This window comes from Microcella alkalica (genome assembly GCF_014595885.1).
In the GTDB taxonomy this organism is placed as follows: domain Bacteria; phylum Actinomycetota; class Actinomycetes; order Actinomycetales; family Microbacteriaceae; genus Microcella; species Microcella alkaliphila_B.
The window spans coordinates 125,091-146,950 of record NZ_JABUKC010000003.1; the positions used below are offsets into that span (position 1 = coordinate 125,091).

Here is a 21,860-nt window from a genome sequence, read left to right on the forward strand (position 1 = left end):
CGGCGTCAGCCGTTGGCGAGGTTGTCGCCGCAGCGGTACACCGCGGCCGTGAGCTGGTCGAGGGCCGCGCGGGCCGAGCCGTCGACGTTGCCGATCGCCGAGAAGGCGAAGGTCAGGGTCGAGCCGTCGGCCGCGCGCACGATGCCCGAGAGCGAGTAGGCGGTGTCGATCCAGCCGGTCTTCGCCGCGACCGCGCCCCGCGCATCCGCCGCCGGCCCCGCGAAGCGGCTCGCGAGCGAACCGGAGCGGCCCGCCACCGGCAGGCCGGCCGAGAGCACCGGCAGGTTCTCGGCGCCCGCCGCGACCTTCGTCATGAGCTGGGCGTAGTACTGCGGCGAGACCGCGTTGAGGTGGCTGAGCCCCGAACCATCGCGGATGACCATGCCGGGGTCGAGGGGCACGCCGTACGGCTGCAGCGCCGCCGCGAAGGCCTGGGTGAGCGAGGCGGCCGAGCCGTCGAAGCCCGACTCTTTCGACACGACGCGCGCGAGCATCTCGGCGAGCGTGTTGTCGGAGTTCATGAGCATCTTCTCGATGAGCACACTCACCGGCTGCGAGCGCACGAGCGCGAGCTCGGCGCCGCCGCTCGCCGCACCCGGCGCGACCACCGGTCGCCCGCCCGGGTTGCCCGCGGCGTCGAGCGCGAGGGCGAAGGCCTCACCGGCGCGCGTGACCGGATCGGTCGAGCGCGGGCTCGTGTCGAGTGCCGGGTTCTGCCGATCGCCGTCGACCTGCAGGGCCGTCACCTCGGAGTGGTAGCCGATCGTCTGCTCGCTGCGCGCCCAGCTGGAATCCCACTTGTCGGCGGGGTTCCAGTAGCTCGCATCAACGAGCACCTGCGTGATCGCCGGGGCGTCGGGGTTCGCGGCGGCGTAGGCGGCCACCGTCTGCGCCGCCAGATCGGCGAGCTTCGGGGCGCCGCGGTAGACGCTCTCCTGGCCGGGGGCCAGCGCGCTCAGCGTGGCGTCGCCGCCGCCGACGAGCACCACCTGACCCGGCTCGGGGCCCGCGACCACGCGCGTCGACAGCTGATAGCCCGGGCCGAGCACCCGCAGCGCGGCCGCCGCCGTGAGCACCTTCAGCACGCTGCCGTGCCGCGCCGGCGTCGTCGCCGCTCGGTCGAACAGCAGCTCGCCCGTCGAGGCGTTGACGACCGCGCCGACGAAGTCGCCCAGGCGGCCGTCGGCGGCGAACGACGCGACCGAGCACGTGCGCAGGCGGCTCGGCTCGACCGCGAGCGTGGGCTGCGCACGCGACGGCTCGGGGCTCGGCGACGGCGAAGCGCTCGAGGCCGTCGGCGACGACTCGGCGGCCTGCGGCGCACGCGCGGCGCCGACCGCGGCGCCGGACGCGAGCGCGGCGCCTCCGAGGAGGACGGAGACCGTCGAGACCGCCGCGATCAGGAGCGCGCGCGGGTGACGGGCGGCCCGAGCGGGGCGACCCGCGCCGCTCGGCGGCGCCGCGTCGGGGAGCGCGTCGCGAGCATCCGGGCCTGTCACCCGGCCATGATACGCGCGGGGCGCTCAGGCCTCGTCGTCGGCCGGGTACCGCACGCCAACCTGGCGCCGCACCTCGTCGAGCACGCCCATGATCGCCACCGACTCCTCGATCGGCAGCGTCGTCGGCGCGGCACCCGCGACGCGCGCCTCGAGCTCGGCGGCCTGGAACTGCATGCCGCGCTGGCGCACCTCGGGCGCGATCCGCTCGCGCACCGAGCCGTCGGGGGCGCGCAGGGTCGCCGTGGTCGCGCCGTAGAAGGCGCCGTCGACGTCGATGAACCCCTCGGTGCCGATGACGGATGCCCGGGTCGGGCCCGCGGTGTCGAGCGCGCAGTGCAGCACCGCCTGGCGCCCGCCCTCGTGCTCGAGGATCATCGCCGTCTGCCGGTCGACGCCCGTCGGCGTGAGCGCCGCGTGGGCCTGGACGCCGATCGGCAGCCCGAGCACGTCGACCGCGAACGACACCGGGTAGATGCCGAGATCGAGGAGCGCGCCGCCGCCGAGCTCGGGGTTCTGCAGCCGGTGCTGCGGGTCGAGCGGCAGCGACTGCGTGTGGTCGGCGATGACCGTGCGCACCTCGCCGAGCGCGCCGCCGCGCACGAGCTCGCGGATGCGCGTCATGTGCGGCAGGAACCGCGACCACATCGCCTCCATGACGACGACCCCGCGCGCCGCCGCCGCGTCGGCGACCCGCTGCGCCTGCGCCTGGGTGAGAGTGAAGGCCTTCTCGACGAGCACGTGCTTGCCGGCCTCGATCGCGAGCAGGGCGTGCTCGGCGTGGTGGGAGTGCGGGCTCGCGACGTAGACGATGTCGACGCTCGGGTCGGCGACGAGCTGCTCGTACGAGCCGTGGGCGGCGGGGATGCCGTGCTCGGCCGCGAAGGCCCGCGCCGACTCCAGGCGCCGCGACCCGACCGCGGCCACCGTGAAGCCCTCGGCGATGATGTCGCGCGCGAAGGCGTGCGCGATGCCTCCGGGGGCGAGGATGCCCCAGCCGGGTCGTGCCATCGTCGAGCCCCTCTCCGCCGTGGGGATCCGGAACCCCAACGAGCGGGCTCAGCCTAGTGGCGAGCCCGCTCGTCAGCGCTGCGGTTCAGCGGTTGCGGCCCGAGGGCCGCACGGGGGGTCTGGTGCGCCTAGCAGTTCACCCAGCGCGCGGCGGCGCGGGTGAAGCTGTAGGGCTCGTTCGGCACGCCGCCGTGCGTCATCGCGAAGAGGATGCAGACGCCCGCGGTGCTGCCGGTGTAGGTCGGCTTGTAGAGCGAGGCGCGGTGGCCGGAGGAATCCCACCACTTCTGGGCGACCGTAGCGCCGGAGTTGTTCGAGCCGCCGGCGAGGTTGCCGTCGCAGCCGACGCTCGGCACGCCGTCGCTGCGCACGCTGCCCATGTGGCCCCAGGCGCTCATCGGGTCGGTGGAGGGGTCCTCCGCCATCCAGAACAGGCGGTCCTCCATGCAGGAGTCGTAGCGGATGTTCGAGAACGGCACCGGCGGCAGGCAGTTCGCCACGCGGATCTCGTTGAAGCGCTGCGCGAAGGAGGCGAGGTCGGCCGAGGTCGTGCCCGCAACGCCGCCAGCAGAGGTGCGGCTCGGGGCGCCCGGGGTGGAGCCGCCGGGCATGCCGGCGCAGGCAGGCTTGGTCGGCGTGGGCGTCGGCGTCGGGCTCGGAGCCGACGTCGTGGGCGCCGGCGCCGGAGCGGGGCCAGAGGGCTTCGGCTGGCTCGGAGCGGTCGTGCCGCCGGAGGCGGACGACGTGCCACCGGTGGAGCCGCCCGAGGTGCCGCCGGTCGAGCCGCCGGCGCTGCCGGAACCCGTGCCGTTCGAGCCGCCCGTGCTCGCGCCGCCCGAGCTCGAGCCGCCCGTGCTCGCGCCGCCCGTGCTCGCGCCGCCCGCCTCGGTCGAGCCGGAGCCGGCGTCGCCGCTCTCGCTCGGGGCCGGGCTGTCGCTCGCGCTCGAGTCGGTGTCGTCGTCGCTCGACGAGCCCGTCGAGCTCGACGACGTGGCGCGCTGGCGCATCTCGACGAACGCTGTCGAGTCGCTCGGCGACTCGTCGACGATCGTGATGGCCGAGACGCCGTCGGAGACGGTGCGCGCACTGAGCACGTCGTCGACGGCGACGCTGCCCCCGATCACGGGAGCGAGCAGGATGGCGCTCGTGGCGAGCGCAGAACCTACGAGAACAGACCGCAGCATGACAGGTTCCCCCCGAAACCATCGTCGAATCGGACGGCCCCCCGGCCGTCCGGCGCAGCCCCCCGGCTGCGTGTTCTCACCGTACGACTCGAGTGCCGAAACGCCAAGGGGCGATGGTCGGAAACCGAACGGATCACCCCAGGACTGGGGGCGGAGAAGAGCCCCGTACAGGATTCGAACCTGCGACCTGCTGTTTACAAGACAGCTGCTCTACCAGCTGAGCTAACGGGGCAGCGGCGGCACCTCAGACTACTGTGGCGCCCGACGGGGCCCTAGGGCGTCGCGGAAGGGGAGGGCGAGGGCGAGGGCGACTCGGCGAACTCGTCGCCCGCGGCGCCCAGCACGAACTGCGAGAACTCGGTCGAGTCGAAGGGGTAGGAGGGCGTGTAGAGCTCGCCGTTGACGAGCACGGTCGGCGTGCCGCGCACGCTCTCGACCTCGGTGCCCTCGACCGGCAGCGGGCCGTTGCCGGCGCGCGTGGTGGCCGCCTTGACCCAGTCGTAGAAGCGGCCGTCGTCGATGCAGCGCTCGAGCGAGGTCGAGGTGGCGCCGGCGTCGCGCGCCCGCTGCAGCAGCTCGTCGTCGGTCAGGCCCTCCGTCCCCTCCTCCGGCTGGTCGACGAAGAGCGCCTCGTTGAAGTCGAAGTAGGCGTCGGGGTTGTAGTTGGCGACGCAGGCGGCGGCGTTCGCGGCCCGCAGCGAGTACTGGGTGCCCGCCGACAGGCTCGTGAGGATCGCGATGGGGTGGTACTCGACCGTCGCGGCGCCCGACTCGACGAGCGTGCGGATGAGCTCGCCGTTCTCGGCCTCGAACTCGCCGCACACGGGGCAGAGGTAGTCGATCCAGATCGTGATGGCGACCACGCCGGGCTCGTTTGGCTCGCTCGGCACCGGCTCGGCGTCGGGAGCGAGGCCCGGCGTCTGCACCGCCGTGAGGCCCTCGGTGATCTTGATGCCGTCGCTGGCCATGTTGCGCGGGCCGCCGACGGGGTTCGGGGCGCCCGTCGTGATGACGAGGATGACCGTCGTGATGAGGGCGATGAGGCCCAGGCCGATGCCGCCCTGGAGCAGCCACCGGTTGCGGCGCTCCTTCTTCTTGTGCTCGGCGCGGAGCTGGCGAGCCTTCTCGCGGGCGTCGGCGCGACGCGCGTCCTTCGACTGCTTCGCGCGGGCGGTTCCGCTGTCGCTCATGGTTCCTCTTCGTCACGGGGCGCGCACGGCTCGCGCGCACTCGGGTCGGCGGGCGCAGGGCGCCCCGAAGGATAGTACGGCGGGCGACGGGGTGCGGCCAGTCGAAGAGGATGCCTCAGCACCGTCAACGGCGTCGCCGACGGCCGACGGGCATCCCCCGATGCGGCGATCGGCCGAAGCAGTGGCATACTGACGAGCGGTGACCAGCGTCGCTCACCGTGACTCACGGTCACTCATCCATTCACAACGGATCGTCCGGCACGTACCTGCCGGTGAAGGAGAAGCATCAGCATGGCATCCGTCACATTCGACAAGGCCACTCGTCTGTACCCGGGCTCGACCGTTCCCGCGGTCGACGCGATCGATCTGCAGATCGCGGACGGCGAGTTCCTCGTGCTCGTCGGCCCCTCCGGCTGCGGCAAGTCCACCACCCTGCGCATGCTCGCGGGCCTCGAGGAGGTCAACGACGGTCGCATCCTCATCGGCGACCGCGACGTCACCGACGTGCCGCCGAAGGATCGCGACATCGCGATGGTGTTCCAGAACTACGCGCTCTACCCGCACATGACCGTCGCCGAGAACATGGGCTTCGCGCTCAAGATCGCCGGCGTCGGCAAGGAGGAGCGCGCCACCCGCGTGCTCGAGGCCGCGAAGCTGCTCGACCTCGAGCCCTACCTCGACCGCAAGCCCAAGGCCCTCTCGGGCGGCCAGCGTCAGCGCGTCGCCATGGGTCGCGCGATCGTGCGCCAGCCGCAGGTGTTCCTCATGGACGAGCCGCTGTCGAACCTCGACGCGAAGCTCCGCGTGCAGACCCGCACCCAGATCGCCTCGCTGCAGCGGCGCCTCGGCGTCACGACGGTCTACGTCACGCACGACCAGACCGAGGCCCTCACCATGGGCGACCGCATCGCGGTGCTGAAGGACGGCATCCTGCAGCAGGTCGGCACGCCGCGCGAGCTGTACGAGACGCCGAACAACGTCTTCGTCGCCGGCTTCATCGGCTCGCCCGCGATGAACCTCTTCCCCGCCAACGTCGTCGACGGCGGCGTCTCGTTCGGCTCCGGCGTCGCCGCGGTCGACCGCGAGACCCTCGCCGGCGCGAGCGAGCAGGTCGTCACCGTCGGCGTGCGCCCGGAGGACCTCATCGTCGGCGCCGCCGGCACGCAGGGCCTCACCGTCGAGGTCGACGTCGTCGAGGAGCTCGGCGCCGACGGCTACCTCTACGGCCACACCGAGGTCAACGGCCAGCGCGTCGACGTCGTCGCCCGCGTCGACGGCCGCGTGCACCCCAACGCCGGCGAGACCGTCGTGGTCACGCCCGAGCCGAAGCACGTGCACGTCTTCGACACGGCGAGCGGCCAGCGCCTCAACCGCGCGCCGATCACGCACTGACCGCAGCAGCACTGCACGCCCGAGGGCGGGTCGCGTCGCCGGACGCACCCGCCCTCGCGGCGTTCTCGGGAAGGATCAGCCCATGAGCGCCTCGCTCAGCATCACCTCGGCCGTCGTCGACCCCGGCCTGCTCGACCTGCCGTGGCACCTGCCGCTCGACAGCTGGCCGGACGACACGATCGCCTCGCTGCCGAAGGGCATCTCGCGCCACCTGGTGCGCTTCGTGCACCTCAGCGGCGCCGTCGTCGCCATCAAGGAGACGACGGAGGAGATGGCGCGCCGCGAGTACGAGATGCTGCGTACGCTGCAGCGCCTGGAGATCCCCTGCGTCGAGCCGGTCGCCGTCATCACCGGCCGCGTCGACGACGACGGCACGCCGCTGCTGCCGGTGCTCGTCACCCGGCACCTTCGCTTCTCGCTGCCCTACCGGGCCCTCTACTCGCAGACGCTGCGGCCCGAGACCGCCACGCGCCTCGTCGACGCGCTCGCCGTGCTGCTCGTGCGCCTGCACATCGCGGGCTTCTTCTGGGGCGACGTCTCACTGTCGAACACGCTCTTCCGCCGCGACGCCGGCGCCTTCGCGGCGTACCTCGTCGATGCCGAGACGGGCCAGCTCTACGAGGGCGGCCTCTCGAACGGCCAGCGCGAGAACGACCTCGAGATCGGCCGCGTCAACATCGCCGGCGAGCTGCTCGACCTGGAGGCCGGCGGGCGCCTCGACGAGAACATCGACGCGATCGAGGTCAGCAACGGCATCATCGAGTCGTACCGCACCCTCTGGACCGAGCTCACCGGCTGGGAGTCGTTCGACCGCTCCGAGCGTTGGCGCATCACGCAGCGCGTCGAGCGGCTCAACGACCTCGGCTTCGACATCGAGGAGCTCGCGATCAGGACGGACGGCGACTCGACCGAGGTGCGCATCCAGCCCAAGGTCGTCGACGCCGGCCACCACACCCGCCGCCTGCTGCGCCTCACCGGCATCGACGCGGGCGAGAACCAGGCCAGGCGCCTGCTCAACGACCTCGACTCGTACGCCGCGGCGACCTACCCCGACCGCTCGGTCGACGAGGAGCAGGTCGCCCACGAGTGGCTCGTGCGCGTCTTCGAGCCGGTCGTGCGGGCGATCCCGCGCGAGCTCAAGGGCAAGCTCGAGGGGCCCGAGGTGTTCCACCAGCTGCTGGAGCACCGGTGGTTCCTGTCGCAGAACGAGGCTCGGGCGATCCCGCTCGCCGAGGCGCTGAGCTCGTACATCGACACCGTGCTGCGTCACCGTCGCGACGAGGCGACGATGATCGCCCCGCCGACCGAGTCGATCGCGCTGCCGCTCGACACCGACGCGATCGACGTCGTCGATGACGAGGATGCCCCGCGCGGGTCGTGGCGCGACAAGGTGTGAGCGGGGCCTCCCGCTAGGCGAGGATGCTCAGCGGGTGCTCGATGCGGGCGACGAACGCGGCGAGCCAGCGCGCGGCGAGCGCGCCATCCCACGCCCGGTGGTCGGCCGAGAGCGTCACGGTCATGACCTGCCCGACCTCGAGCGCGCCGTCGACGACGACGGGCCTGGCCGACGCGGCGCCGACGGCGAGGATGCCCGCGTGCGGCGGGTTGATGATCGCCGAGAAGCTCTGCGTGCCGAACATGCCGAGGTTCGAGACGGTGAAGCTGCCGCCCTCGAGCTCGTCGAGCTTGAGGCGACCCTCGCGCCCGCGGCCGGCGAGCTCAGCGATGCGGCCGCCGAGTGCCGAGACGCTGAGCCCCTCCACCCCGCGCACGACCGGCACGACGAGACCGTCGTCGAGCGAGACGGCGATGCCGATGTCGACGGAGTCGTGGATGACCATGCCCTCATCGCTCCACGTGCGGTTCGCCTCGGGCACGTCGACGAACGCGCCGGCGACTGCCTTCACGACGAGGTCGTTGACGCTGACCTTGACCTGACCGCCGGCGTTGAGCTGCGCGCGCATCTCGAGCAGCGCGTCGACGCGGCAGTCGGCGGTGAGGTAGAAGTGCGGCACCGAGCTCTTGCTCTCGGTGAGCCGGCGGGCGATCGTGGCGCGCATGCGGCTGTGCGGCACGACGGTGGCGCCCTCCGGGGCGGGCTGCGCGGGGCGCGCCGGGGCGGCCGCGGCGGGCGCGTCGGCAGCGGGCGCGGGCGTCGCGGCGACCGCCGGGGTCGCGGCGGGGGCCGAGCCGTCGAGCAGCGCCTGGATGTCGCGCCGCACGATGCGCCCGTCGGGGCCGGAGCCGGTGACGGTCGAGAGGTCGATGCCGTGCTCGCGCGCGAGGCGCCGCACGAGGGGGCTCACGAAGCGACGGCCCGAGCCCTCGCCGGGCGCGGATGCTCCGCCGGCGCCGGTCGTGGCCTCGACGGGCCCGGCCGAGGTCTGCGCGGCCGCGGCCGCATCCGCCACCGGTGCCGCCGCCTCGAGCACGGGCGCGCCGGATTCCGGGTCCGACGGGGCCGCCGCAGCGACCCCGCCGGAGCCCTCAGCGGCCGGAGCCGCTGCGGGGTCTGCGGGAAGTGCCACCTCCCCCGCCTCACCCACGATGGCGATGGGGGCGCCGACGTCGATCGAGTCGCCCTCCCCCACGAGCAGTTCGAGCACGGTGCCCGCCGTCTCGGCGGCGAACTCCACGACGGCCTTCTCGGTCTCGATCTCGGCGAACGGCTGACCGACGGCGACCTCGTCGCCGGGCGCGACGAGCCACTTCTGCACGGCCGCCTCGGTGACGTTCGCGAGCACCTCGGGCATGCGGATGGTGGTGGACATCAGCGCGCCCCTCCCGCGTTGCGCCGCACGGTCTCGATGCCGGCGACGACTTCCTCGGTGCGGGCGATCGCCGCCCGCTCGAGGATGCGCGAGATCGACGGCGACGACTCGGCGCCCGTCACCCGCTGCACGGGCTGATCGAGCCAGTCGAACAGGCGCCGCTGGATCTCGTCGGCGAGCCAGCCGCCGTAGCTGGTGCCCTGGGCTCCCTGCTCGACGATCAGCACCGCGTTGGTCTTCTTCACGCTCGCCTCGATGGTCGCCCAGTCGAGCGAGGCCCGGTCGAGCCAGCGCAGGTCGATGAGCTCAGCATCCGCCCCCGTCTGCTCGATCGCCTCGAGGCAGTGCTTGACCATCGAGAGGTAGCTGATGACGGTCATCTCGCTGCCCTCGCGGCGCACCGCGGCGGTGCCCGGCGGGATGATGTAGTCGAGGTCGCCGGCGATGACCTCGTCCTTCTCGGCGTAGAGGTCGACGTGCTCGATGACGAGCACCGGATCCTGCAGGGCGAGCGCGGCGTTCATGAGGCCGACGTAGTCGGCGGCCGTCGACGGGGCGACGATGCGCCAGCCGGGGCTCGTGGCGAAGACGCCGGCCGGGTCCATGAGGTGCTGCGAGCCGTAGCCCGAGCCCATCGCGACCTTCGTGCGCAGCACGAGCGGCACCGGATTGTCGCCGCCGAACATGTGCCGCGCCTTGCCCACCTGGTTGAACACCTGGTCGGCGGCGACCCACATGAAGTCGGGGTACATGAATTCGACGACGGGCCGGTAGCGGCCGTCGAGGGCGAGCCCGCCGCCGAGGCCCATGAAGGCGTTCTCGCTGATCGGGGTGCCGAGCACGCGGTCGGGGTGCGCGTCGGCGAGGCCCTTGGTCGCGCCGTTCGTGCCGCCCTTGAGCCGGTGGATGTCCTCGCCGAGCACCACGATGCGCTCGTCCTCGGCCATCCGGCGCCCCATCACCTCGGCGACGGCGTCGACGAACTTCATCGGCCGGCGCGCGGCGTCGGAGGCGCTGGGCTCGAGCACGCGCATCCCCTCGAGCTCGCTGCCGTCGCCGCGCACGCCGACGTTGACGAACTCGGGGTCGGGCCAGAGCTCGGGGCGGATGCGGCGGCGACCCTGCTTGTCGGGGTCGGCCTCGAGCAGCTCAGCAGTGGCCGCATCCATCGCCGCGACGGACTGGGCGCGCACGCTCGCGACGCCGGCCTCGTCGATGAGGCCGCGCTTGATCATCTCGCGCGCGACGCGGTCGAGCGGGTCGCGGCCCTTCCACTCCTCTTCCTCCTCCTTCGTGCGGTAGCCGAAGGCGCTGCCCGGGTACGGGCCGTTCTGGTGGAAGAAGCGGTAGACCTCGGCCTCGATGATGGTCGGGCCGCCGCCGCTGCGCATGACCGCCGCGGCCTCCTCCATCGCGAGGTGCACGGCGAGCGGATCCATGCCGTCGACGCGCCAGGAGGGGATGCCGAAGCCCTGGCCGCGCACCGACAGGCGCGTGTCGGCGACGGCCTCCTCGATGCGGGTCGAGACGGCGTAGAGGTTGTTCTCGATGAAGAAGCAGACGGGCAGCTTCCACGCCGCGGCGAGGTTCATCGACTCGAGCACCGAGCCGATCTGCGCGGCGCCGTCGCCGAAGTAGTTGATCGTGAGGTCGGTCGTGCCGGCCTGCTTCTGGGCCCAGGCGTTGCCGGTGGCCATGGGGGCGCCGCCGCCGACGATGGCGTTGGTGCCGAGCGCGCCGGCCTCGAACCACTGCAGGTGCATCGAGCCGCCGCGGCCGCGGCAGTAGCCCTGCGCGAGGCCGAGGATCTCCGCGAGCGTCTTCTGCAGCACCGTCTGGATGTCAGCGGTCACGAGCGCGTCGAGCTGCAGGCCGTTCTGCGCGACGTGCGCGAGCGCCTTCGCGAGGAACTGGTGGTGGCCGCGGTGCGAGCCGTTAACGGCGTCGCTCGAGCGCAGGCTCACGATCGAGCCGACGGCGCCGCCCTCCTGCCCGATCGACGAGTGAGCGGGGCCGTGCACGAGGCCCTCGGCTGCGAGGTCGAGCACGCGCTCCTCGAAGGCGCGGATGAGGTGCAGCTGGCCGAGCATCGTGGCGAGGAGGGCCGGATCGGCCTTCCTCCAGTCGGCAGCGGTCGTCGTGAGCTCGACCCACTCGGCGGTGGTGTCCAAACGTCGGCGTTGGGGCATGGCGCCACGGTACGCCCGATTGCATCCAATCGCAAGCGATTTTTCCCGATTCTCTTCACGGATGCCCTGCTTGCGGGTACGGTTGCATCCAGTTCCAGCGACGAAAGGGGTGAAGCGATGGCGCTTCCCGGACTGCGCGGCACCGAGCACATCGGCTTCACCGTGCCCGACCTCGACGAGGCGGAAGCGTTCTTCGTCGACGTCATCGGGTGCGAGCGCGTGTACTCGCTCGGCCCGTTCGAGCGCGACGACGACTGGATGGCCGAGCACCTGGGCGTGCACCCGCGCTCCATCATGCGCGAGCTGCGGTTCTTCCGCTGCGGGCACGGCCCCAACTTCGAGATCTTCCAGTGGGAGCCCGCCGACGGCCAGGCGCCCCAGCCGCGCAACAGCGACATCGGCGGCCACCACCTCGCCTTCTACGTCGACGACCTCGACGCCGCCGTCGCCTTCCTGCACGAGCGGGGGGTGCGCGTGCTCGGCGAGCCGACCGCGAGCCGCAACGCGAGCGAGGGCCAGCGCTGGGTGTACTTCCTCAGCCCCTGGGGCATGCAGCTCGAGCTCGTGAGCTTCCCGAACGGCAAGGCCTACGAGGCGAGCTCGAGCGTGCGGCTGTGGGACCCGCGGGATCCCGCAGCGTGAGCGCAGCATCCGCCGCCTCGTCGCCCGCGTCGCCGCCCGCCCCGGCGACGCGCGACGGCAACGCCAGCATGCGCGTCGCGGATGCCCTGCGCGAGGCGATCGTGCGCGGCGAGTACCCGCCCGGCAGCCGCATCCGGCAGGAGGAGATCGCCGAGCGGTTCGGCGCCAGCCGCGTGCCGGTGCGGGAGGCGCTCAAGATGCTCGAGGCCGACGGCATCATCACCCTGCGCGCCAACGCCGGCGCGTGGGTGTCGCGCCTCAGCCTCGCCGAGTGCGACGAGGTGTACCAGACGCGCGAGCGCGTCGAGCCGCTGCTGCTGCGCTACTCGGCGCCGCAGCTGACGCCCGCCGACCTCGACCGGCTCGAGGGGCTCGCCGAGCGCATGGCCGCGACGAGCGACGTGGAGGAGTTCCTGCGGCTCGACCGCGAGTTCCACTGGGGCACCTACGCGGGGGCCGAGACGCTCGTGCTCGGCGACCTCGTGCGACGGCTGTGGAGCACGACGCAGCCCTACCGCCGCGCCTACACGCTCATGATCGACGCCCACAGCCAGCGCATCGTGCACGACGAGCACCACATGCTCGTCACCGCCCTGCGCGACGGCGACATCGACACCGCCGAGCGGGTGATCGAGGGGCACATCCGACGCACGCGTCGCCTGCTCGCGCAGCACCCCGAGGTGTTCGCGGGCGACGACGAGCGCTAGGAGCGGGCGGGCTTCATCGCCTTCATGGCCTGCAGCACCTCGACCGCAGAGGCTGGCGGGCGGGCGTCATCGAGCTCGTCGTGCCCGAGATCGGCGAGCGACTGGTAGGCCATGTCGCGTCGACCGATGACGAACCAGATGCCGCGAGCGGGCACATCGCCCTCGTTGACGTACAGGTGCGGTCGACCGGAGTCGAAGCAGAACGAGTCGCCCGGCTCGAGACTGTACGTCTCGAAATCGACCTTGAGGGTGAGCCTGCCCTCGAGCACGACGCCGTACTCGAGCGCCGCGTGGCGCATCATCTTGCCCTCGACCGATGAGCTCGCACCAGGCGCGTAGGTCACGATGATCGGGTCGGCCACCGCCGAGTCGCCCACTGCCAGGCGCTCCCAAGTCACGCCGTTCTCCATCTCGATGACCGGGGCGTCCTCGCGGCGCTGCACGATCGCGTCGCTGCGCCGGTCGCCCGACGCGGCAGCGCCCGGCGCTGGCGGCGCGAGCGAGAGCGCCGGCTTGGCGACGCCCATGAGGCTGTCGAGCGAAATGCCCAGGTGCGTGACGAGGGCGTAGAGGGTGCTCACCGACGGCTGGGTCTTGCCGGTCTCGACCTGCGAGAGCAGGCTCGCCGACACGCCGACCGCGGAGGCGACGGCACGCAGGCTGAGCTTCTTGGCCTCGCGCACGCGGCGGAGCTCCGACCCGACATCGAACTGCATGGCTTCCCTCCGGACGAGCGGCGCTCGTGGTCGACAGTCCGGCTGAACAGGCAACCGGTGCCTCAGGATAGCCGACGAGCGGCCCCGCGCGCCCGGAGGCGACGCGTTCTCCGGGCGCTCTCGCGGCTGGTGGCGACCGGCTGTAAAGTCTTACTGCACAAGCCTCGGCCGTGCGACGGCCCCGACGAAGGAGTCCACCGTGACCAGCACCCCCGTTCGCGAGCGCAGCACGCTCGGTTTCGTCGGCCTCGGCGCCATGGGCGCGGCCATGGCCGGGCGCCTGCTCGACGAGGGCTTCGAGCTCGTCGTGTGGAACCGCAGCCCGCGGCCGGCCGAGCTGCTCGCCGAGCGCGACGGCGCGACCCGGGCCGAGTCGGTCGCCGAGGTGCTCGAGCGCGCCGCGGTCGTCCACTCCATGCTGAGCGACGACGCCGTGGTGCTCGCCACCTTCACCGACGCGGTGCTCGCCTCGGCGCCGAGCGGTCGGCTGCACGTCAACCACGCCACCATCAGCCCGGCCACCGCCGCCGAGCTCGCCGAGCGTCACGATCGGCACGGGGTCGGGTACGTCACCGCCCCGGTGCTCGGGCGATCGACGATCGCCGGCACGGGCGCGCTGCTCGTCGTGGCCTCCGGCGACGACGCCGCCATCACGAGCGCGCTGCCGGGAATGGAGTGCCTCGGCGCCCGGGTCTGGAACCTCGGCTCCGACCCCCGACTCGGCGCCGTCGTGAAGATCGCGGTCAACTACTCGATCCTCAACGCGCTGCAGTCGATCGCCGAGTCGGTCACCCTCGTCGAGGCGGGCGGCATCGACCCGTCGACCTTCATCGAGATCCTCACGCACACGGCGTTCAGCGGCTCCGCGCACAAGGGCTACGGGCCCATCATCGCCGAGCAGCGCTACCAGCCGGTCGGCTTCGCGATGGCGCTCGGCCTCAAGGATCTGGGGATCGCGGAGGAGACCGCGGCCGGCCTCGGCGTCGAGCTGCCCGTCGCGCCCGTGCTGCGCGAGCTCTTCACCGAGGCGCTCGCCGACCCGGAGCTCGCCCAGCTCGACTGGTCCGCGGTCGCCGAGGTCACCCGGCGCCGTCGCCGCGCCTGAGCGGAGCATCCACGAACCACGACGGCGCCGCCCCCTCGGGGAGCGGCGCCGTCGTCGTCGACGCGAGCCGTCCGGTCAGCGGCCGCCGCGACCGTCGAAGGTGTTCAGGTGCGACTGCGAGTCGCGCAGCGTGCTCAGCTCGCCGCCGACGGAGTAGTAGCGCTTGCCCGCGACGAGCAGCTCCTCGGCGGGGAACTTCGTGATGACCTCGCAGCCGGTCGCCGTCACGACGACCTCCTCCTCGATGCGAGCGGCACCCCAGCCGTCGGCGGCGGGCCAGTAGGTCTCGAGCGCGAAGACCATGCCCTCCTCGAGCACCTCAGGGTGGTCGAACGAGGTCAGGCGCGAGAAGATCGGCTTCTCCCAGATCGAGAGGCCCACGCCGTGGCCGTACTGCAGGGCGAAGGCGGCCTCCTCGTTCGGGAAGCCGAACTCCTCGGCCTTGGGCCAGACCGCGACGACGTCGGCCGTGGTCGCGCCGGGCTTCACAAGGGCGATCGCGCGGTCCATGTACTCCCGGGCGCGCGTGTACGCGTCCTTCTGCGCCTGGCTCGCCGAGCCGACGGCGAAGGTGCGGTAGTAGCAGGTGCGGTAGCCGTTGAAGCTGTGCAGGATGTCGAAGAACGCCGGGTCGCCGGGGCGGATCAAGCGGTCGCTGAAGACGTGCGGGTGCGGCGAGCAGCGCTCGCCCGAGATGGCGTTGACGCCCTCGACGTACTCGGAGCCGAGGTCGTACAGGGTCTTCGCGACGAGACCCACGGTCTCGTTCTCGCGCACGCCGGGCCGCAGGAAGTCGTAGAGGTTCTCGTAGGCCGCATCCACCATCGACGCCGCCTGGGTGAGCAGACGGATCTCGTCGTGGGTCTTGATGCGGCGGGCCTCGAGGAAGATCTGCTGACCGTCGACGACCTGGATGCCCTCCCGCTGCAGCGCGAACAGGATGGGCAGCTCGATCACGTCGACGCCGAGCGGCTCGTTCGCGAGGCCGAACTTCTCCAGCTCGCGCTTGACCTTGCGGGCGACCTCCTCGGCGATGCCCGCGTCGGGCGGGAAGGCGCCGCGCAGGGTCGAGATGCCGGCGCGCGAGCCGGACTCCAGCCGCGGGCGCGTGGCGCCGTGGTGCGGCGCGTGCGGGTCGGCGTCGGCCTCGGAGTGCGTGTGGTCGAGCCACGGGTTGTAGAGCGAGTGGTGCTTGGCGGCCGAGCCGAAGTCCCACACGATGGGGTCAGTCTTCCTGGTGAGCAGGGCGAAGCGGATGAGCTTGTCCATCGCCCACGTGCCGATGTGGGTCGCCGACATGTAGCGGATGTTCGAGAAGTCGAACGCGAGCACCGCGCCGACGTCGGACTGCTCGAGCTGCGCCTTGAGCCGCATCAGGCGCTCGGTGCGGAGGCGGTCGAAGTCGACGCGCGCCTCCCAGTCGACGGCGTTGGTACCCGTGGTGCCGGTGCTCTTCATGGTCGTCGCTTTCTGTGCGATGGAGTGGAGATGCTCGTCGTCAGACGAGGATCATCCCGCCCTCGATGGGGATGATCTGGCCGGTGATGTAGTCGGAGTCGCTGCCCGCGAGGAAGATTCCCGTGGGCACGATGTCGGTCGGGTCGGCCGGGCGGCCGAGCAGGATGCCCGACGACATGGAGGCGAAGTTGTTGTGCGCCTCGCCGATGGCCTCGAGGTCGCGATCGAGCTTGTCCCACAGCGGGGTCGCGACGACGCCGGGCGCGAAGCCGTTGACCGTGATGCCCTGCTCGGCGAAGGCGCGGGCGCCCGACTGCGTGAGCGAGATGACGGCGGCCTTCGCGGCGCTGTACGGGGCGAAGGAGGAGAACCCCTGCCGACCGGCGATCGAGGCGGTGTTGACGATCTTGCCGCCGCCGCCCTGGGCGATGTACTGCCGCGCGGCCTCCTGCGTGCCGACGAGCACCCCGAGCACGTTGACCCTCATGAGCAGCTCGAAGTTGCTTTCGGTGATGTCGAGGTACTTCATCGGTGCGTTCATGCCCGCGTTGTTGAAGTAGGCGTCGAGCCGGCCGAAGCGGTCGACGGCGGCGCGGATGCTCTGCGCGACCTGCTCGCGATCGGTGACGTCGACCCGCACGGCGAGCGCGCTGCCGCCGGCCGCGCTGATGCGCTCGGCCACGGCCTCGCCGCGCTCGAGGTCGAGATCGGCGATCACGGCGTTGGCGCCCTCGGCGGCGAAGCCCTCGCACAGCGCGGCGCCAATGCCGGAGGCTCCGCCGGTCACGATGATCGTGCGGCCCTGCAGCCTGTTCGCCATGAGGATGCTCCTTCGCGTCCCGGTCGAGCTGACGCCCGTGTGTTCACTATAGGTGAACTTAGTGCCGCTCGCCATCCAAATCAAGTGAACAAGAGGCGGCACTTGCCGGGTTCCGCGGGTGTGGTGTTGAGTCAGTCAGTACAAGACGTTCAGTGGCCGGGTCGGGCCGCTGCGCGCACCGACCCGGGAGGGAACATGGCCTTCAGCGTCACCGGCGTGCACCACGTCGGCATCACCGTGCGCGACATGCAGCGCTCGTTCGAGTGGTACAGCCGCATGTTCGGCGTCGAGCCCGGCCCCGTGCATCACGGCGAGGGGCCCGATCTCGAGCGCGGCGTGCAGGCGCCAGGGGCGAAGCTGTCGTTCTCGATGATTCGCATCGGCAACGTCAACATCGAGTTCCTGCAGTACCACGAACCGGAGGGCCGTGACTGGGATCGCACCAACGGCGATGTCGGCTCCGCGCACGTCTGCCTCGTCGTCGACGACATGGATCGCGCCTATGCCGAGCTCATCGAGCGCGGCGCGGTCTTCAACGGCCCGCCGGTGACGCTCACCGACGGCGACCTGGCTGGCTCTCGCTGGGCGTACCTGCGCGACCCGGACGGCATCCAGCTGGAGATCTGGCAATACCCCACGACCTGACCGCACGCTCTGAACGCGGAACGGCGGGCGACCCCCGCAGGGGCCGCCCGCCGTCAGCGGTGCCAGGGCTCGCGCCCTACTTGTCGTCCTCGTCGAGGTACATGTAGGGGTTGGCGATGGGCTCGTCCTCGGGCAGAGCGGGGTTCATCCACTCCTTCCAGGCGTCCTCACCGAGCTCGCCGCGCACGTACTCGACCGAGGCCGCGACGCGGTCGGCGACCGGCTTGAGGGGCAGGCCGATGCGCTCGCCCGCGTACTTCACGACCTTGCCGTTGACGATGACGGTGTGCACGTCGGCGGTGCCGGCCTGGTACACGACGTGCGCGTACGGGTTGAGGATCGGCGTCATGGCCGGCGACTCGTCGTTCTTCAGCAGCACGAGGTCGGCCTTCTTGCCCACGGTGATCGAGCCGAGCTTGTCGGCAATGCCGAGGGTGTGCGCGCCGCCCATGGTGGCCTGCCACACGGCGTCCTCCGCCTTCATGCGGTTGACGTTGACGGTGTCGCCCTTCGCGTGCGCCTCGAGGTGGTCGCGCGACCGGAACGACGACAGCGTGGCGCGCATGGCCGAGAAGAAGTCGGCGCTCCACCACACGCTCGTATCCATCGACAGCGACGCGGTGATGCCGTACTTCTTGGCGACCCACGCCGAGGGGTAGCCCTGGCCGGCGCTCTGCTCGCTCTCGGTGGCGATCGAGATGGTGCCGCCGGTGGCCGCGATCTTGTGGTAGCTGTCGGGCCCGAGCGACGAGGCGTGCACGTACGTGACTTTGTCGGTCATGAAGCCGTGGTCGTACATGTACTCGATGTTCGGATCGCCGTTGACGCCCCAGACGCCGGCGTGCGTGGTGACGCGGAGGTCGAGCTCGCGCGCCGCCTCGAACGCCGCCTTCTCGTGGAAGTCGGGACCCGAGTTGACGTCGAACGCCACCTGCAGGCCCATCATGTCGTCGGCCGTGAAGTTCTTCACCCAGTTCTGGAAGCCGGGCTCGTTCATCCATTCCCACGGGGCGCCGAGGTAGTTGCCGTACGCGAGCACGAATCGACCGGGGATGCTCCGCAGGGCCTCCACGGCGGCGTCGGCGTAGTCGGGCGTGCGCAGGGCGTGCGACCAGTCGACGGTCGTCGTGACGCCCTGGTCGACCGACTCGAGCGCGCTGAGCTGGTTGCCGGCCGCGATGTCCTCGGCGCGGAACACGTGGCCCCAGGTGAGGTAGTAGAAGACGAAGTACTGGCTGAGCGCCCAGTCGCCTCCGTAGCCGCGCAGCGCGGTCTGCCACATGTGGCGGTGCGTGTCGATCATGCCGGGCATGAGGATGCCGCCCTTGGCGTCGATCTCGAGCGTGCCGGCCGGCACCTCCAGGTGGTGCCCGACTCCGGCGATGGTGTCGTCGATGATGAGAACGTCGGCGTTCTCGAGCACGCCCGCCGAATCGACCGTGATCACCGTGGCGTTCCGGAAGACGACGGGGCGGCCGGGAGCGAAGTCCTCCGCGCGGGGCGCGACGGCATCGGTCATGAGTTCCTCCTCGTTGAGCAATTCACTGAAGATGTACGTCGATGTACAGCCTCGGTGAAATACTAGATCCATTCACCTGAATAATTCCAGTGGCCCACGGGGCGAATTCGCGCGATCGGCACGGGAGGAACACATGTCGGACTCCGAGTAGCGCTGGGGGCGCAGGGTCGCCACGATGGCGGTCATCGCCGGCGCGGGCGTCGCCGTGATCTACGTGCCCCAGCCGATCCAGACGCTCGTCGCCGACGAGTTCGGCGTCGACGGCGCCGGTGCCGCCTGGGCCACCATCGCGGTGCAGGCGGGCTACGCCCTCGGCATCGGGCTGCTCGTCGCCCTCGGCGACCGGGTGAGCACGCGCCGGCAGGCGACCGTGCAGATCGTCGCGACGGCGGCCGCCCTCGGCGTCGCGGCCGCCGCTCCGGGGTATGCCGTCTACACGGCGATGATGCTCGTCGCCGGTGCCACGGCCTCCGTCGCGCAGCTGCTCGTCGGCGCCGCCCTGCGACTGGCTCCCCCGACGGCGCGCGCTCGCACCGCGGCGGTGCTGCTGGGCTCGATCATCGTCGGCCTCTTCGCGGTGCGCACGGGTCTCGGCGCGCTCGCCGAGGCGCTCGGCTGGCGCGGGGCTCTCGCGGTGTGCGCCGTGCTCGTGCTCGCGCTGGTGCCGCTGAGTCTTCGCGCCGCGCCAGCCGACCGCCCGAGCGACCCGCCGGCCTACGGCCGCATCCTGGCGTCGATCCCGCGCGTCGCGGCCTCCTCGCCGACGCTGCGCATCATGACGAGCATCCACACCACGACCTTCATGGCGTTCATCGCGCTCTGGTCGATGACGACGGTGCACGCCGTCGACGAGCTCGGGCTGCGCATCGGCGAGGCGGCGCTCATCGGCATCGCGGGGCTCGTCGGCGGCGCGATCACGATCGGGGCCGCTTCCGTGCACGGGCGCATCGGTGCGCGCCGCTCGCTCGCGGCCTGCATGGCCCTCGCGGTCGGCGGCGTCGCGATCGCGACGGCGGGCTCCGGCTCGCCGCTCGTGATGGCGGTCGGTCTGCTCATGGTGTCGGCGGGCATGAGCAGCGAGCAGGTGTCGACGCAGGCGATCGGCCTCGCCTCCGTCGCGCCGGAGCAGAACGGCCGCGCGAACACGGTCTTCATGGGCTCGACGTTCCTGGGCGGCTCGATCGCGACCGCCGTCGCGTCGGTGCTGCTGCCGCTCGGCGGCTTCGTCGCGGTCGGGGCCTTCGCCTTCGCGCTCGCCGTGACGGCAGCATCCCTCGCCGTCATCGCGAACAGGCGAGGGATGCTGGGCGCCGCCGGGCGCTGATCCCGGCGGCGGGCGGTCATGGGCTAGGTGAGGCGCCAGCCGCGGTCCACGTAGAGGCTCGTGCCGGAGACGCCGCGGTTGTCGAGCAGGAACATCGTGGCGTGCACGATGTCGGCCATCGTCGCGAGGGCGCCACCGGGCGTGCGCGACTCGTAGCCCTCGAGCACCGCGGCGGGCTTGTCGGCCCAGAACGGGCTGTCGCCGATGATGCCGGGGTGCAGTCCGTTGACGCGCATGGGCGCGAGCTCGAGCGCCATCGAGTGGGTGAGGCCCTCGACGCCGCCGTTGATCGTCGCGACCGTCGTCGAGCCGGGGTACGGTGCGTCCTTGGCACGGCCACCGAAGAGCACGATGCCGGTGTCGTTCGAGGCGGGCAGGCGGTCGAGCAGCGCGTGCACGGTCTCGGTGTAGCCGACGAGCTTGAGGGTCACGAGCCGGCGGGCGCGCTCGATGCTGTACTCGCGCACCGAGTTCGCGTCGCGCTCGATCGCGGCGAGCACGAGGCCGTGCACCTCGCCGACGGGCTTGAGGCTCTCGGCGATCTGCTCGGGCTCGGAGATGTCGACGGCGAGGCCCTGCGCGTCGGGGCCGATCGACGCGGCGATCGCCTCCGCGCGCTCCTGGTCACGACCGGTGATGATCACCTTGTCGCCGCGCGCGACGACCTCCTTGGCGATCTCCAGGCCGATGCCGGAGGTTCCTCCGACGACGAGAATGGTGCGCTGGGTCACTGCTGCTCCTTGAGCGGGATGGTGGGTGGGGCTGCTACTCGCCGAGCTTGTCGGCGAGGTAGTTCCAGTCGCGCGCGAAGCGGTAGGCGTGGCGCGGGGGCATCTGGGGCGACTGCGTCTCGAGCCAGCGCACCGGCTCGCCGACGGCTTTGAAGGAGTGCACGCAGCCGACGCCGGCCCAGGCGATGTCGCCGGGCTTCATCCGGAACTCCTGCCCGTCGAAGGTCGCGTCGACCTCGCCGTCGAGGATGAGATAGGCCTCCTCGAGCGGGTGGTCGTGCGGCCCGGCGACGCCGTCGGGCTCGTACTGCACCATGAACATGGTGTGCAGCACCGAGCCGAGGTCGCTGTCGACCATCATCTTGAGCGAAATGCCGCTGTAGACCAGCAGGGCGGTGCGCATGCTCGCCGACTGCGCGAGCAGCTCCTGCGACTGCTTGCCGGGATTCATCTGCTCGGTCGTGATCGCGCCGAAGGAGCGCGTGCGCGGGTCGCGCGGGTCGACCTTCAAGGGCGCGCCCGGCTCGATGTCGGGCACGCGGAAGGTGTCGCTGTGGTACTTGATGCGCGGCGGCGGCGAGAAGATGTCGCTCCAGACGGCGACGGCGTCGCCGACGCTGCGCCAGGAGTGCGGCACACCGAGCGGGATGACGCCGTAGTCGCCGGCGGCGAGGTGCACCGTGGCCTCGGGGGTGACGAGCAGCGCCTCGCCCTCGATCATGTGGAACGACTCCTCGAAGGAGTGCACGTGGGTCGGGATGCGCCCGCCCGGCTCGAGTCGCGAGAGACCGAAGTCGGTGTGCACGGCGCCGTCGTCGTACCCGACCGCGCACCAACGGGTGTATCCGCTGGAGTCCGGTGCGAGTGCGCCGGGGTCGCGGTAGTCGGCCTCCTCAGCCGTGCGAACGACGAATCGGGTGCTCATGTGCGCTCCTCCGTCCAGCCATCACGCTGAACACC

The 21,860-nt window shown here is 71.7% G+C and carries 19 protein-coding genes and 1 tRNA gene; 7 read left to right on the forward strand and 13 right to left on the reverse strand.

What is annotated here, in order from left to right:
* Nucleotides 1-5 precede the first annotated feature (5 nt).
* The 5 genes from dacB to ID804_RS08335 form a co-directional block, all read right to left on the reverse strand.
* Entirely contained in the window at nt 6-1,499 is a 1,494-nt protein-coding gene (dacB, locus tag ID804_RS08315) for a D-alanyl-D-alanine carboxypeptidase/D-alanyl-D-alanine endopeptidase (protein ID WP_317451230.1), read from the reverse strand.
* Nucleotides 1,500-1,523: 24 nt separating this feature from the next.
* On the reverse strand, nt 1,524-2,507 hold the full coding sequence (locus tag ID804_RS08320; protein WP_169079541.1) for a Gfo/Idh/MocA family protein: 984 nt from the start codon (nt 2,505-2,507) through the stop codon (nt 1,524-1,526).
* A gap of 128 nt (nt 2,508-2,635) precedes the next feature.
* Complete coding sequence (locus ID804_RS12325) at nt 2,636-3,691, reverse strand: CAP domain-containing protein (protein ID WP_211161156.1); 1,056 nt, start codon at nt 3,689-3,691, stop codon at nt 2,636-2,638.
* 159 nt (nt 3,692-3,850) lie between these two features.
* Nucleotides 3,851-3,923: transfer RNA gene (locus ID804_RS08330), tRNA-Thr, on the reverse strand.
* 40 nt (nt 3,924-3,963) lie between these two features.
* Complete coding sequence (locus ID804_RS08335; RefSeq protein ID WP_169079539.1) at nt 3,964-4,881, reverse strand: DsbA family protein; 918 nt, start codon at nt 4,879-4,881, stop codon at nt 3,964-3,966.
* A 291-nt stretch (nt 4,882-5,172) separates the two neighbouring features.
* Here ID804_RS08335 and ID804_RS08340 point away from each other — a divergent pair, with 291 nt between their 5' ends.
* Nucleotides 5,173-6,273 (forward strand): ABC transporter ATP-binding protein, encoded by a 1,101-nt coding sequence (locus ID804_RS08340; protein ID WP_169079537.1) that lies wholly within the window; start codon nt 5,173-5,175, stop codon nt 6,271-6,273.
* An 82-nt stretch (nt 6,274-6,355) separates the two neighbouring features.
* Nucleotides 6,356-7,669, forward strand: coding sequence for a DUF4032 domain-containing protein (locus ID804_RS08345; RefSeq protein WP_169079535.1), 1,314 nt, complete (start codon nt 6,356-6,358; stop codon nt 7,667-7,669).
* Between the two features lie 13 nt (nt 7,670-7,682).
* Here ID804_RS08345 and ID804_RS08350 read toward each other — a convergent pair whose 3' ends face one another.
* The gene (locus tag ID804_RS08350; RefSeq protein ID WP_169079533.1) at nt 7,683-9,044 is read right to left on the reverse strand and encodes a dihydrolipoamide acetyltransferase family protein; all 1,362 of its coding nucleotides are present in this window, start codon (nt 9,042-9,044) and stop codon (nt 7,683-7,685) included.
* Nucleotides 9,044-11,233, reverse strand: a complete 2,190-nt coding sequence (locus ID804_RS08355) for an alpha-ketoacid dehydrogenase subunit alpha/beta (RefSeq protein WP_169079531.1) — start codon at nt 11,231-11,233, stop codon at nt 9,044-9,046. The genes ID804_RS08350 and ID804_RS08355 overlap by 1 nt, the downstream gene beginning before the upstream one ends.
* A 117-nt stretch (nt 11,234-11,350) precedes the next feature.
* Here ID804_RS08355 and ID804_RS08360 point away from each other — a divergent pair, with 117 nt between their 5' ends.
* Together ID804_RS08360 and ID804_RS08365 are read left to right on the forward strand one after the other, a co-directional pair.
* Nucleotides 11,351-11,875, forward strand: coding sequence for a VOC family protein (locus ID804_RS08360; protein WP_169079529.1), 525 nt, complete (start codon nt 11,351-11,353; stop codon nt 11,873-11,875).
* A complete protein-coding gene (locus ID804_RS08365) occupies nt 11,872-12,582 on the forward strand; it encodes a GntR family transcriptional regulator (RefSeq protein WP_317451231.1) in 711 nt (236 codons plus the stop codon). Before ID804_RS08360 ends, ID804_RS08365 begins: the two co-directional genes overlap by 4 nt.
* Here the strand turns inward: ID804_RS08365 and ID804_RS08370 are convergent.
* Nucleotides 12,579-13,298: a cupin domain-containing protein gene (locus ID804_RS08370; RefSeq protein WP_169079527.1), complete on the reverse strand. Its 720-nt coding sequence runs from the start codon at nt 13,296-13,298 to the stop codon at nt 12,579-12,581. The two genes, ID804_RS08365 and ID804_RS08370, sit on opposite strands and share 4 nt — an antisense overlap.
* Before the next feature lie 199 nt (nt 13,299-13,497).
* Between ID804_RS08370 and ID804_RS12410 the strand changes: the two genes are divergently transcribed.
* Nucleotides 13,498-14,403 (forward strand): NAD(P)-dependent oxidoreductase, encoded by a 906-nt coding sequence (locus tag ID804_RS12410; protein WP_169079525.1) that lies wholly within the window; start codon nt 13,498-13,500, stop codon nt 14,401-14,403.
* Between the two features lie 75 nt (nt 14,404-14,478).
* Here ID804_RS12410 and ID804_RS08380 read toward each other — a convergent pair whose 3' ends face one another.
* Nucleotides 14,479-15,861, reverse strand: coding sequence for a M24 family metallopeptidase (locus tag ID804_RS08380; protein WP_169079523.1), 1,383 nt, complete (start codon nt 15,859-15,861; stop codon nt 14,479-14,481).
* Between the two features lie 40 nt (nt 15,862-15,901).
* Entirely contained in the window at nt 15,902-16,681 is a 780-nt protein-coding gene (locus ID804_RS08385) for an SDR family NAD(P)-dependent oxidoreductase (protein ID WP_169079521.1), read from the reverse strand.
* 195 nt (nt 16,682-16,876) lie between these two features.
* Here ID804_RS08385 and ID804_RS08390 point away from each other — a divergent pair, with 195 nt between their 5' ends.
* On the forward strand, nt 16,877-17,326 hold the full coding sequence (locus tag ID804_RS08390; protein WP_169079519.1) for a VOC family protein: 450 nt from the start codon (nt 16,877-16,879) through the stop codon (nt 17,324-17,326).
* 76 nt (nt 17,327-17,402) lie between these two features.
* Here the strand turns inward: ID804_RS08390 and ID804_RS08395 are convergent, their stop codons facing one another.
* The gene (locus tag ID804_RS08395; protein ID WP_169079517.1) at nt 17,403-18,845 is read right to left on the reverse strand and encodes an amidohydrolase family protein; all 1,443 of its coding nucleotides are present in this window, start codon (nt 18,843-18,845) and stop codon (nt 17,403-17,405) included.
* 175 nt (nt 18,846-19,020) lie between these two features.
* On the opposite strand from ID804_RS08395, the gene ID804_RS08400 reads away from it, so the two are divergent.
* Nucleotides 19,021-20,169: an MFS transporter gene (locus ID804_RS08400; protein ID WP_169079515.1), complete on the forward strand. Its 1,149-nt coding sequence runs from the start codon at nt 19,021-19,023 to the stop codon at nt 20,167-20,169.
* A gap of 23 nt (nt 20,170-20,192) precedes the next feature.
* Here the strand turns inward: ID804_RS08400 and ID804_RS08405 are convergent, their stop codons facing one another.
* Both ID804_RS08405 and ID804_RS08410 read right to left on the reverse strand, forming a co-directional pair.
* The gene (locus ID804_RS08405; RefSeq protein ID WP_169079513.1) at nt 20,193-20,900 is read right to left on the reverse strand and encodes an SDR family NAD(P)-dependent oxidoreductase; all 708 of its coding nucleotides are present in this window, start codon (nt 20,898-20,900) and stop codon (nt 20,193-20,195) included.
* A gap of 34 nt (nt 20,901-20,934) precedes the next feature.
* A complete protein-coding gene (locus ID804_RS08410; protein ID WP_169079511.1) occupies nt 20,935-21,825 on the reverse strand; it encodes a cupin domain-containing protein in 891 nt (296 codons plus the stop codon).
* Nucleotides 21,826-21,860: the final 35 nt, after the last annotated feature.